Origin of the sequence: Enterobacter sp. FB, from assembly GCF_000805795.1 — a bacterium.
Lineage (GTDB): Bacteria > Pseudomonadota > Gammaproteobacteria > Enterobacterales > Enterobacteriaceae > Enterobacter > Enterobacter roggenkampii.
In genome coordinates, this window is record NZ_JSZC01000013.1 from 1,987,237 (window position 1) to 2,000,104 (window position 12,868).

General features: G+C 58.2%; 11 protein-coding genes. 1 reads left to right on the forward strand and 10 read right to left on the reverse strand.

Annotated features, from left to right (window positions below; all coding sequences use genetic code 11):
• Positions 1-8: 8 nt before the first annotated feature.
• The 9 genes from PI91_RS16440 to PI91_RS16480 all read right to left on the reverse strand — a co-directional run bounded on the left by PI91_RS16440 (position 9) and on the right by PI91_RS16480 (position 10,569).
• A complete protein-coding gene (locus tag PI91_RS16440; RefSeq protein ID WP_008500430.1) occupies positions 9-1,058 on the reverse strand; it encodes a chemotaxis response regulator protein-glutamate methylesterase in 1,050 nt (349 codons plus the stop codon).
• Complete coding sequence (cheR, locus tag PI91_RS16445; protein WP_008500429.1) at positions 1,055-1,921, reverse strand: protein-glutamate O-methyltransferase CheR; 867 nt, start codon at positions 1,919-1,921, stop codon at positions 1,055-1,057. Before cheR ends, PI91_RS16440 begins: the two co-directional genes overlap by 4 nt.
• A 19-nt stretch (positions 1,922-1,940) precedes the next feature.
• Entirely contained in the window at positions 1,941-3,542 is a 1,602-nt protein-coding gene (tap, locus tag PI91_RS16450; protein WP_039266610.1) for a methyl-accepting chemotaxis protein IV, read from the reverse strand.
• Positions 3,543-3,586: 44 nt separating this feature from the next.
• Positions 3,587-5,254, reverse strand: coding sequence for a methyl-accepting chemotaxis protein II (gene tar / locus PI91_RS16455; protein ID WP_039266611.1), 1,668 nt, complete (start codon positions 5,252-5,254; stop codon positions 3,587-3,589).
• 84 nt (positions 5,255-5,338) lie between these two features.
• On the reverse strand, positions 5,339-6,304 hold the full coding sequence (locus PI91_RS16460; protein WP_039266612.1) for a spore coat U domain-containing protein: 966 nt from the start codon (positions 6,302-6,304) through the stop codon (positions 5,339-5,341).
• Entirely contained in the window at positions 6,301-8,685 is a 2,385-nt protein-coding gene (locus PI91_RS16465; RefSeq protein WP_039266613.1) for a fimbria/pilus outer membrane usher protein, read from the reverse strand. The genes PI91_RS16460 and PI91_RS16465 overlap by 4 nt, the downstream gene beginning before the upstream one ends.
• Complete coding sequence (locus PI91_RS16470; RefSeq protein ID WP_039266614.1) at positions 8,661-9,419, reverse strand: molecular chaperone; 759 nt, start codon at positions 9,417-9,419, stop codon at positions 8,661-8,663. The genes PI91_RS16465 and PI91_RS16470 overlap by 25 nt, the downstream gene beginning before the upstream one ends.
• Before the next feature lie 16 nt (positions 9,420-9,435).
• Positions 9,436-9,984 (reverse strand): spore coat U domain-containing protein, encoded by a 549-nt coding sequence (locus PI91_RS16475; RefSeq protein WP_032635222.1) that lies wholly within the window; start codon positions 9,982-9,984, stop codon positions 9,436-9,438.
• Positions 9,985-9,996: 12 nt separating this feature from the next.
• Entirely contained in the window at positions 9,997-10,569 is a 573-nt protein-coding gene (locus PI91_RS16480; RefSeq protein ID WP_032675048.1) for a spore coat protein U domain-containing protein, read from the reverse strand.
• Between the two features lie 430 nt (positions 10,570-10,999).
• On the opposite strand from PI91_RS16480, the gene PI91_RS16485 reads away from it, so the two are divergent.
• Positions 11,000-12,265, forward strand: coding sequence for a dicarboxylate/amino acid:cation symporter (locus PI91_RS16485; protein ID WP_039266615.1), 1,266 nt, complete (start codon positions 11,000-11,002; stop codon positions 12,263-12,265).
• A gap of 96 nt (positions 12,266-12,361) precedes the next feature.
• Here the strand turns inward: PI91_RS16485 and cheW are convergent, their stop codons facing one another.
• A complete protein-coding gene (gene cheW, locus PI91_RS16490; RefSeq protein WP_008500420.1) occupies positions 12,362-12,865 on the reverse strand; it encodes a chemotaxis protein CheW in 504 nt (167 codons plus the stop codon).
• Positions 12,866-12,868: the final 3 nt, after the last annotated feature.

Sequence of the window (12,868 nt, forward strand, 5' to 3'; positions counted from 1 at the left end):
CTCCTGAGTCAAATACGTATTGCCTGTCCGGCACTGATTTTCGCCAGCATCTGCTGGCTTACCTGGCTAAGATCGACCACTTCGCTCACGCCACCCATATTGATGGCCTCGCGCGGCATGCCGAACACCACACAACTTGCTTCATTCTGCGCAATCGTCCAGGCGCCAGCCTGGTGCATTGCAAGCATTCCGGCGGCCCCGTCGTTGCCCATCCCCGTCAGGATCACCCCAACGGCGTTGCGCCCCGCATGTTTCGCCACCGAATGAAACAGCACATCCACCGACGGACGGTGCCGGTTGACCGGCGGTCCGTCATGAATTTTGATTTGATAGTTAGCGCCGCTGCGCGCCAGTTCCATATGCTTGTCGCCAGGGGCGATATAGGCATGTCCCGGCAGCACGCGCTCGCCGTCTTCCGCCTCTTTCACGCTGATCTGGCACAGCTTGTTCAGGCGTTCGGCGAACGAACGGGTAAAGCCTGGCGGCATATGCTGCGTGATCAGAATACCCGGACTTGAGAGCGGCAATGGCTGGAGTACATGACGAATTGCCTCTGTTCCTCCGGTTGACGCCCCAATGACCAGCAGTTTTTCCGAGCTGAGTAAGGGACCTGCCTTCAGGGTCGCAGGCGCGGCCATCGGCGTGTGGGCGGCAAGCTTCGCCCGCGACGCGGTGCGGATCTTCTCGGCGATCATCTCGCTGTACGCCAGCATCCCCTCGCGAATGCCGAGCTGCGGCTTGGTGACAAAATCCACCGCCCCCAGCTCCAGCGCGCGCAGGGTGATTTCCGATCCTTTCCCGGTCAGGGAGGAGACCATCACCACCGGCATGGGCCGCAGCCGCATTAATTTTTCGAGGAAATCTATGCCATCCATGCGCGGCATCTCGACATCCAGCGTTAGCACGTCGGGGTTATATTTTTTAATTAAATCCCGCGCTACGAGCGGATCGGGGGCGGTTGCCACCATCTCCATGTCGCTGTGGCTATTGATAATTTCAGTCATGATCTGACGCATCAGCGCTGAATCATCGACGGACAATACCCTGATTTTACTCATGCTTTTTCCTTACTCAGCGCATATACCGTTTGCCCACGCAGGCTAAACTCACGCACGAGGTTGCTGAAGTTTTCCGAGTGCCCGGCAAACAGTAAACCGTCAGGCTTGAGCAACGGAACAAACCGACGCAAAATGTCCTGTTGCGTCGTTTTATCAAAATAGATCATGACGTTACGGCAAAAAATGGCGTCGAACGGCCCCGGCACGTTGTACTGCTTATCCAGCAGGTTAACGGGCGCGAATTCGACGCAGTTCGCCAGCTCCTGGCGTACGCGTACCAGGCCTTCATGCGGGCCCGTGCCGCGCATGAAATAACGCTGCAGCTGCTGCGGCGACAGCGTTTTCAGTTCATCCTGGCGATAAACACCGTTACGCGCCTTCTCCAGCACTTCGGTATCGATATCGCTGGCGTAGACCTTCCAGCGTCCCGGCGCCATCCCCAGCGTATCGGCAAGGGTGATCGCCAGCGAGTACGGCTCTTCACCCGTCGAGGCGGCCGCACTCCAGACGCGATACTCCCCGGTGCGACGGCGCGCATGCTCGGCCAGGACCGGGAAGTGGTGAGCCTCCCGGAAAAACGCCGTCAGGTTGGTGGTTAACGAGTTAATAAAAGCCTGCCACTCGGCGCTGTTCTGGTTCGCCTCGAGCATGCTCAGATAGCGACCAAAATCATCCAGCCCCAGCGTACGCAAGCGCCGCACCAGACGGTTGTAGACCATGTCCCGCTTATGATCCGCAAGCACGATCCCCGCACGCTGGTAGATTAACTGACATATCCGACGAAAATGCGCGTCGGACAGCGCGAGGCGCTGTGTCATCTGCAACAATAATGACGTTTGCCCAGGGGGCATTGGTGATGTCATAGCGCCTTCTTAATTACATTCAGGATACAACTGGCACGGCCTGCGACCGCCCGACTTCTGTTACTGCTTCAACGTGCTCTTTCACATTAAATACCGCGACCAGCCCGGTCAGACGATCCGCCTGGCTGGCCAGCTGATCGGTTGCCGCTGCCGCTTCCTCAACTAACGAGGCGTTCTGTTGCGTCACCTGATCCATCTGGGTGACCGCCTGAGCAACCTGCTCAATCCCGCGACGCTGTTCATCCGACGCCGAGGCAATCTCGCCCATGATGTCGTTCACCCGCGTCACGGAGGTGACGATTTCGTGCATGGTTTGTGCCGCCGTATCCACCAGGACAGAGCCTTGCTGAACCCGTGACACCGATTCTTCAATCAGCACCTTAATTTCTTTCGCCGCGTTGGCGCTGCGGCTCGCCAGGTTACGCACCTCACCCGCTACCACCGCAAATCCGCGCCCCTGCTCCCCGGCACGCGCGGCTTCTACTGCGGCATTCAGCGCCAGAATGTTGGTCTGGAATGCGATACCGTCAATCACGCTGATGATGTCACCAATTTTCTGTGAACTGGTGGCGATCTCCTGCATGGTGCTGGCGACGTGGGACGCCTGGTCGCCGCCCTTCTTCGCCGTCATCGCCGCCTGTTTTGACAGGTCAGACGCCTGACGCGCGTTATCGGCGTTCTGGCTAACCGTCGCGGTCAGCTGCTCCATGCTGGCTGCCGTCTGCGCCAGCGAGGCCGCCTGCTGCTCGGTGCGGGATGAGAGATCGTTGTTACCCGCCGCAATCTCTGAGATCCCGGTGTGCATGGCATAACTGCCCTGACGCACGTCGGATACCGTTTCCCGCAGCGATCCCTGCATCGCCTTCAGGCTGGCAAAAATCGCCGAAATTTCGTTTTTGCCGAACACCGCCACCGGACGCGCCAGGTCGCCTTTCGCAATGCTGTCGAAGTGGCTGCTGATAATCGCCAGCGGCTGCACAATCATTTTGCGTGACCAGAGCAGCGCGGCACCGGTCAGCAAGCCCGCCAGAATCACCATCACGCCGAAGATGACGCCCGACATGTGATAGCTGGTGCGGCTTGCTTCACCGGCGCGCAGAACAGACTGATTGATATCCTGCTGCCATGCGTCAAAGCTGCCGTCAAACGCCGCCTGTGAGGCCTGAACCGGCGCGGTCATAAAGTCCGACAGCTGGTTGTTCTCAAGCCACGTCGCCTGATGGTCCAGATCGCTGTACCACTGTTCAAAATGGGTCTTCATGGCGGCCTTCAGCGCTTTCTCTTTCTCGCTGCCGGTGGCCTGTGCCGCAAAGGCCTTAAACTGTGCGTCAGCCTGTTTCAGACTGTCGCGTGCGGTGGTCATCAGCGCCTTAATGTCATCCGGCGGATAACTTAGCGCGGTTAAGGTTCCCGCCTTGTTCAGCGCAGTGCTTGCCTGCAACAGCACGGCACGGGTTTGTGCCAGTGCGGAGCGCTGCTGATTACTCGCCTCAACGTCCTGCAAATTCTGATAGCCATCGCGAAACGCCCAAAAAGACAACCCGTTACTGCCAACCTGCAACACACCGCAAAGGATCAGAATCAAAAACAGTGTGGTCGAGATACGAATACGATTTAACATCCACGCTCCCATCAAGCGGCAAGCAGCCGCGGTTTAATTGTCAGTCAAAATGTTTCCCAGTTTTCATCTTGTCCGGTCGCCGCGGTACGCGTACGGTTTGCAGCCGTTTCAGCGGCTGGCGCGCGGTACGTCGCCTGCGGGGTGACCGTGTTTCCAGCGAGTGAAGCGAGACGAAACGCCGAGACGGCCATCTTCAGACGGCTCGCCTGGTCTTCCAGCGCAGCGGCCGCCGCAGCGGACTCCTGCACCAGGGCGGCGTTTTGCTGTGTCACGCGATCCATTTCCGATACCGCCAGGGCAACCTGGTCGATACCACGACTCTGCTCATCAGACGCAGAGGCGATTTCACCCATGATGTCCGTCACGCGGGTGACGGCATTCACGATGTCATTCATGGTCTCCCCGGCGCTTTCCACCAGCACGGAGCCGGTATCGACGCGGGAGACGGAATCTTCAATCAGCGATTTGATCTCTTTTGCCGCGTTGGCGCTGCGGCTGGCCAGGTTGCGCACTTCCCCGGCCACCACGGCAAACCCGCGTCCCTGTTCGCCCGCGCGCGCCGCTTCCACGGCGGCGTTCAGCGCCAGAATGTTGGTCTGAAAGGCAATGCCGTCGATGACGCTGATGATGTCGGCGATTTTCTTCGAGCTCTCGGCGATGTCGTGCATGGTTTTCACTACGCCATCCACCACGCGACCGCCGCGCTGCGCCGTCTCGGAGGCGCTTTCCGCCAGCTGAGACGCCTGGCGGGCGTTATCGGCGTTCTGCTTCACGGTCGCGGTGAGCTGCTCCATGCTGGCCGCCGTCTCTTCCAGGGCGGACGCCTGCTGTTCAGTGCGCGATGAGAGGTCGTTATTGCCCATCGCAATTTCGCTGGTGCCGGTATAGATGGCATCCGTGCCGCTACGCACGTTGGCGACGGTATCGATAAGCGAACGCTGCATATGGTCAACGCTGTTTGCCAGCTCGGTGATCTCATTGCGCCCGGACACGGTCAACGTTTTGGTCAGGTCACCGCCGGCAATGTCACGAATATGGGCGATGACGCGACCGAGAGGGTTCAGCAGGATATGGCGAATGCCGTACCAGACCGCGATCAGCACAATGACCAGCGCCAGCGCCAGCACCGCCATCTGCCATTTCGCAAAGCGGTAGTCATTCTGGCTTTCAGCAAACGCGGAGTGATACAGATCGCCACTGACCTTTGCATATTCCCCCAGCGCCGCGCCGAGGGCGTTTTGCATCCCCTGCGTCGGCTGCGCGAAATAGGCGTCCATGTTGCCGCTCTCCAGGAACTGAATCAGCTCTGCCAGACCGGCATGGTAGGCGTTGTATTTTTCGTCGATATTCTGGCTCACCTGCTCCATCGCAGGCTGCGGGGTGATTTTCTTAAAGGCCTCGTAATGCTTTGCGGCATCCGCAAGTGTCGCCCGGGCATTATTCAGCAGATCGGTTTTCGCGCTGCTCTGCTGATTGTTGGGATCCATCATCATGCGCGCGGACGAGCGGCTCAGGTTGATACGCGTTTGCAGCATCAGATCCCACGTTGAGGTGAGTTCACTCTGCTGCAGGCGGAGATCGTTCGAGGCCGCAAAGCTGTCCTGGTTCTGTTTTAATGACGAGAAAAAAAGCCCGCCGGAGATAAGCTGAAGTAGTGCGAAAATGACCAGCACCATCATAAGCATTGTGACAACGCGGATACGGTTCAACATACAACACCTTCTCATAGATTTATTAACGGTGTTATCGGCACAGCCAACAGGAACTTTACATTTGAGAAAGGGAAAAGCGCGGGGTTAGAAAGCCACGTCGACAATCAGCGTATCGGTGTAGGTTCCGGCGGGTGGCGTGGCCTGATTAGTCAGCACTTTCGCGGTGTAGTTGTAGGTACGCAGTAAACCGTCGGTACTGACCTGCGACGACGTCGCGCTGGTCCAGCGTTCGCTGCCGCTGCCGCCCCAGCGGTTACCCGTGGCTTCTTTATAGATGTCATAACTGAGGTAGTTACTGCCGCTTACCATCCGGCGCACGTTATTCAGCGCGTTAGCACCGTTGTTAATGCCGATGGTATAGGTACTGCCTTTGGTACAGGTGACGGCAATCGCCTGTGAGACGGTGGGGAAACTTTGTACCAGCGGCGCGCTGTTGAAGTTGACGTCCGGCGTGGTCATGGCGCTACAGTCGTTGGTGACGGTCATATCCAACGTGATGCTGGTTCCTTTCGTTCCGGTTTGCAGTCCCGACAAACACGCGTTGAGCACGCCCACCGAGCAGACTCTATAGGTGATATCGAAGTTTAGCGTCACCTGATAAGGACCCGCGGTCACATTTTGCCCCGGTACCGTGCGGAAATAGAGAGGGATATTGTATTGTTTGCCGCCGATCAGATTTAACAAGGTACTGCTGTCCCAAGTATAGGTTTTACTGGTCTGCACTTCGCTGTTGTTAGCGCAGCCCGACTGCCCGCACAGGCGCGTCGGGATCACATCGGTGATGGCCGCGTTGTCGGTGCGCTTCATGGTCGCACGACCATTGGCCGAAACGGTAGCTGAGACAAAATTCAGCGTGATGGTGTCCCCGGTCAGCAAGTTCACCAGCGCATCACAGGCTACGACCAGTGTTCCGGTGGTTGCCACTTCGCCAGAACCACTCAGCGCGAATGAGGTTACACTCCCAAACGCGGCGTTGACCGTACTGACTCGACAGTCAGCCCAACTGCCGCTGGCCACCAGCAGCAGAAGCATAAACAGCAGGCGCGTCATGGCGCCTCCCGACACACCAGCGGACCGTAGGTTTGCAGCTTGTGCTCCGGGTTGGCTCCCACGGTCAGGGTGACCTTGCAGCGTTTTCCGTCAGGCGCGATCACCTCCAGCGGATTCACATCGCTAAGGTTTTCCAGCCAGGCAATACCGTCATACCCCACCACCGCATTGCTGCGCGAGGCACGCCGGACCTGGCTTCCCACCGGCAGCGCCTGGCCGCGCGCATCGTGGAGGATGACGCTTGCCACCCTCTCCTGCTCCATCGGGAAATCGACCAGATAGCCGCTGTGACGCCGAATCGCAATTCGCCGCTCGGTCTCTTTCAGACGGGTGTCCGCCGGCAGGTTCAGGGTATCAATGCGGTAGCTTGCCGGGTAATACGCCGACACCCCGCTGACCAGCAGGTAACCGTTGTTATTCGTTTTGCCAACGGGCTGGTTCTCATAGCTGACGGGCACGTCCGGATGGCCGTCGGTACTGATGACCACAAACGCATCGTTGATCTTATTCGCCGCGAACAGCTCGCCGTCCATCAGAACAATCGCACCCATCGCCTCGCCCCACCAGGTCATCATGTCCCTTTCGCCGTAGCCGCCGCCCTGCAGTTCAATATTGTTATTACGCCAGCCCAGCGTGCCCTGCTGATAGTCACTGGATTTTGACTGGTTGGCCCAGGCCATGTTCCAGCTAAAGCCGCCGTCAGACGGCATGGAATGGTTGTAGTTAATGCGCTGGGTATTGCCCGCATCCGGGGTGTTTTCGACGGTGAACGCGGCGCTGTCGCGTGCCCCCAGCGGCACCTGTAGCGACAGCGCGACCGTCCAGTCTCCCCGCCGCTGGTCCCGGCTCCCGGCGAGGTAAATACTGCTCGCGCCCCACAAATTACGGCTCCATGAGAGATTAAGCAGCTCGGTTTTTTGACTGTCAAAACTCTCCACGCCAATCCAGGCTGCGCCGATGTTGCCGTACTGTCCCAGGTTGAAGGTCAGAGAATACTGGTCCGTATTGCGGCTGAAGCTGGCGATGGGTTTATCGTTCTCGTCATACACCGTAGGCTGGTCGTACAGGGCCAGATTGCCAAAGCCGCGGTCCCGACGCGTGTGCTGGGTGGCCACGCTGAACTCGCTGGTGCTGTACTGGTAACCCCAGTTGATTTGCCCGCCCGCCTCCCCGCGCATGCGGCTTTGCGAGTAAGAGGTATTCACCACGCCAAACTGGCCGAGTTTAATCACCGTCCCAGCCCCGCCCAGCGCCAGCTCCTGCGCCCCTTCCGCATGCCCTTCCAGGGTCAGCCAGTCCGTCACCCCGTAGCGATACGAACCGCTGCCTGCCGCCGGGCCGTAGTCAAAATTCTTGATACCGTAATTACGCCGCAGGCTGCCCAGCGTCACGGCGCCGTCGCTCAGCCCTTTTTTGAGCAGGTCGCTGGAGACGTAAAACGGCAGCGTGGTGCTGACCTGGCGCCCTAATGCATCCGTCGTGACCAGTACCGCATCCCCGGCGCCGTTGATATAGGGCAGATTGGTCAGGGTGAAGGGGCCCGGCTGAAGCTGGGTTGAGCCGGACCGATACCCGTTAATAAAGAGATCCACCGAGGTGGGTACCGCCGCTTCCCCCGCGAATTCGGGCAGCGGCCACGTCACCAGGTCAGGGCGCAGGGAGAAATCTCGCCCGACGCTGATCCCTCCCATCCGCACGCTGGAGCTCCAGCTCAGGGCATCGCTGATCACGTCCCCGACGCTCCAGCTCATTACGTCATCCTCGTTAGTGAACAGCAGGGTCGTGTCATAGCGAACATACCCTTCCTGCTGACCGTCGTTACCGGTGAAATTTTCCCGGGCATAGCCCGTGGAGGAAAACGAGCCGTTCTCATTGAAATAGCGGAATTCATGCCAGAGGGACGCCTGTCCGCCGATATGCTCCGTGTGGTTGGTGTAGAGATCGTAATTGAGCAGCGCGCCGCGCCCGAAGTGCGGTTTGGCCTGCGCCGTTTGCGCGCCGAACGGCGTCACGCGGGATGCAACCCAGTCCCGGGGAACGGTCAGCAGCAGACGTTGCCCGGCGCTGTCGTACTCCACCCGAACCTGAGAAAGCGATGAGAGATTCACCTCTCCGGCAGGAACATGTTCCGGGGGCAGCCCCGCGCGCAGCAGGTCAGCGCTGGAGATAAAGAAAGCGCCTTTGCGCTGCGTCACGGGCACGACCAGACCGGTATCGTAGTGGTTGAGCACGAGGGCAAGCTGGAAGACCGCTTCATCATGTATCGCCTGTGCCTGGGGCGGCGGCGGAAGGCTGTCATCGCCGGGCTCAGCCCAGGTCGCGGAACTGACGCAAAGCAGTATCATCATCGCCGGCTTCAGTTGACGGGCGTCGACTGCCATTGTGCTTCCCTGGCATTAATCTGCGCGCTCATCCGCTCTGGCTGACGAACGCCTGCGGGTATCGGCCAGCTGCGGGTGCTGCCGGGAAGTACGTAACCCAGCAATCCCTCCGCGACCGTGCGTTTCTGCCCTCCCTGCTCCAGCGCCACCTGGCTCAGCCTGACATGGACATCCCCCCGATTCCGAACCTCCAGTACCGGCTGCCCATCCGCTCGCGTCACCCGCCAGCTCAGGTTCCGGGTCTCCACCAGCGCGTGATGCGCCCCCTCTTTTATTGTCGGGATCCCCTGGCCATACACAAACAGCGGAATGGAGTAACGCATCTGCAACTTGAGGCCGATGGCGGGTTCTGCTTTAGCATCAGGCTGAGGAATTTCATCCACGATAATGCGGTAGGCTTGTTCGACGCCTGCGGGAACGGGGGCCTGCTTAATAAGACGGATAAGCTGCTTGCTGCCTGTGCCAATCGTGACGATGGGCGGGCTGGCGACCACATCCTGCTGCGCGGTGTAGCGCTCGTGTCCGTCCTCCTGCTTCCAGCGCACAATACGCACCTGCATCGTGGTGGCGCTGTTTCCCTGGTTCTGGATCCACAGCTCCGTGGCGTTGGCGTCTGCCGCAAGCCACGGGTCGATCGGCCAGAGCAGAATGGTGGCTGCCGCCTGCGCCTGACCGATTGCCACAGCCATTCCCAACGCGCCCGCCAGACAAACAGGTCTGAAAACTGGCTTCATCAACACTCTCCCTTTATTACCATGACAAGGTCACGGTGAGCTGATCGGAATACGTTCCTGCCGGGCTAAATCCGGTCAGTAGCGCCACGCCAAAAAGCGGCAGCGCGATGTTATTGCTGTTGCTATAGGTCACCGGTATCGCCTGGTTGACGCCAATTTCGCTGTTCGCGGCCAGCGAGCTGCTGCTGTAAAGCCGGTATCCCACCACGTCGGCGCCGTTCGAGCGCTTCATGCGGCGAACGGTTGAATAATTCTGTCCGCCATTAATGCTCATGCTCAGCGCCACGCCCGGCGTGCAGGCGATAGACAACGCCCCGTTTGGCACAAAGCTGGTGCTTACCGGTGCGCTCTCGACGCCGTTATGGGTGCCAAAATCCAGCGTCCCGAGAACCCCTCCGCTGCCGGTGGCCACCGCGCATCCCGGAACAATCGTCGCGCTCACCTTAAAGGACTGTGACGTCACCGCCTCCGCCGCGGGCGCCATCAGCAATCCGACGATCAGCGCGAAAAAAGGCTGCACGTGTCCCTCTGCGCATATGCGCAGACCAGTAAGAGTTGCCTTCATGGCGGTGCAGGACTAATAGGTGACGCTGACGTTAATCGTGTCGGTGTAGGTGCCCGGGACGACCGTCACGCTGTTACCGCCGCCGGTAATACGCCCGTAGAGGGTGTAACTGTCCACCCCTCCGGCCGTAGAGGCGATCGGCAGCGCGGTGTTATTGGCAATCACGCTGTTAAACCCGCTGTCGCTGTACAGGCTGTATGCCACGCCCTGTGCCGCGTTGGCGGTGTTAACCAGATAGCGCGCAGGGGTTCCCGGGGTGCCGACAACGGTGCCGGGTGCGGTGGAGTTGGTGTTGCCGGTGATCGCCACCGTATAGCTGGCGGTCGTACACTGAATAGTGAAGGTGTTTCCGCCGCTGGCGCCGGTGAGCTGCGTGGTCAGAGTGGAAAACGTTGCGGGATGGGTGCCGAAATCCAGTGTCCCGAAGTTAATGCCGTTTTGCGTGGGCGATCCGTTTATCAGACAACCGTTCGTGAGCGTCAGCGTCGCGCCGATGGTGCCGCTACTGGTGACGGCCAGCGCCTGATGGGCCGTTGTCGCAGTCAGTAAGGTGCCTGCGCAGATCAAAAGGAGTTTTCTTTTCATTTACCACCCTCCAGAAGACGTCTCCGTTCCCTTGCCACGTTTTATTTTTGTCGTTCAAGATGTTAGCCCCGCTTAATGTTCCTCTGAGGGGGGTTATTGAGAATTTAGTTTACGGATATCGCTTCGACCACCTGCCCCTTAACGCATAAGCACTTTGTCTTATTGACTTCTTATTGCCTTAAATAACAGAGAGTTAAATTATTTTTTTCAGCATTTTCATGCTATCAGGAGAGAATATATCCATTAAAGTGTGATGCAGATCACAATATATCGTCAGAGCAATAACAACAAAATTAATAAAACTTAAAAAGGAGTTGTATCCCCCTACGCTTTGCGTCAATTTATGTGCCGAATAATTTCCCGCGTCGTAATAAAAAATTTATATGTATCGGTGCGGGCTACATCTGAAGCGCATAGAGGGTCTTTTTTCGTGGCAAGTGCAAACAAACTCACACTCTTCATCGTGATATTCATGCTGGCGGGTATTCTTTCAGGGGCAGCAATTCATGAATATGCATCTGCGGATGCCATCAAAGCCTGGTCGGATAATATTACCCTTCTGACCGATATTTTCCTGCGACTGATCAAAATGGTCATTGCGCCGCTGGTCTTCAGTACGCTCACCGTCGGCATTATGAAGCTGGGCGAAACCTCCACCATTGGCCGCGTGGGCGGCAAAGCGATGGTATGGTTTATCAGCTCATCCGTGCTCTCAATTCTGGTCGGCCTGTTTATCGTCACGCTGGAGCATCCGGGCAGCGGACTGAACCTGACCGTCCCGACCGAGGCGGTGGATACCGGTCTGGCCGTTGGGGGCATGACGCTGAAAGCGTTCCTGTCTCACACCATTCCGACCAGCATCGCGGGGGCGATGTCGAACAATGAGATCCTGCAGATTGTGGTGTTCTCAATGTTCTTCGGCATTGGCGGCGCGTCGCTGGGGCAGAAGTTCAACGCCCCGCTGGTGGCCGCGCTGGACGTGGTTTCTCATATTATGCTGAAGGTCACAGGCTACGTAATGTACGTTGCGCCGCTGGCCATTTTCGCGGCAATCTCCTCCGTCATCGCCACGCAGGGCCTGGGCATTCTGTTGAACTATGCCTCCTTTATTGGCGGCTACTATGTTGCCATTCTTCTCACCTGCATGGTGCTGCTGGCCGTGGGTTACATGGTGCTGAAAAAAGAGGTGTTCCGCCTGGTCAGCATGCTGAAAGATCCGGTTCTGGTGGCGTTTACCACCAGCAGTTCTGAAGCGGCCTACCCTAAAACGCTGGAGCAGCTGGAGCGTTTTGGCTGCTCGCGCAACATCGCCTCTTTCGTACTGCCGATTGGCTACTCCTTCAATCTGGTGGGGTCGATGGTGTACTGCTCTTTCGCCTCGATGTTTATTGCGCAGGCGTACAACATTCATCTGAGCTTCTCTGAGGTGACGGTGCTGATGCTGACCCTGATGCTGGCCTCAAAAGGGATTGCGGGCGTACCGCGCTCCTCGCTGGTGGTGCTGGCCGCGACGATCCCAAGCTTTAACATTCCGGTGGCCGGTATTCTGCTGTTGATGGGGATCGACCACTTCCTGGATATGGGCCGTTCCGCAATTAACGTGTTGGGTAATGGTATTGCGACCGCGATGCTGTCGCAGAATGAAGGTGCGCGGGAAGCGGACGCTGAAGCTGAGCTGGTAAAGCAGGAAGCGTAATGGCATGAAAAAGCCGGGTGACGGCTTCGCCTTACCCGGCCTACAAATAGCTCGAACACGTAGGCCGGGTAAGCGTCAGCGCCACCCGGCTTTGTTTTAGGCTACGTGACTCGCGGCGATATCCAGCAGCGCCATCTCATCGCTGTTCAGCAGCTTCTCAATGTTCACCAGAATCAGCATACGCTCGCCGAGCGCGCCCAGACCGGTCAGGTATTCGGTCGACAGCGTGACCGCAAACTCTGGCGCAGGACGAATCTGATCAGAGGTCAGGGAAAGCACGTCAGACACGCCATCCACCACGATCCCCACCACGCGCTGCCCCAGATTCAGGACGATCACCACGGTGTTGTCGTTGTAGTCAACGTCGCCCTGGCTGAACTTCACGCGCAGATCCACGATGGGCACAATGACGCCACGCAGGTTAGTGACACCTTTAATAAACGCAGGCGTGTTAGCGATGCGGGTAACCTGGTCGTAACCACGGATTTCCTGCACTTTCAGGATATCGATGCCGTACTCTTCATCGCCTAAAGTGAATACCAGAAATTCCTGTCCTGATGGCTCGCCCGCCAGTTTCGTTACATTACTCATACCGGTCATGTT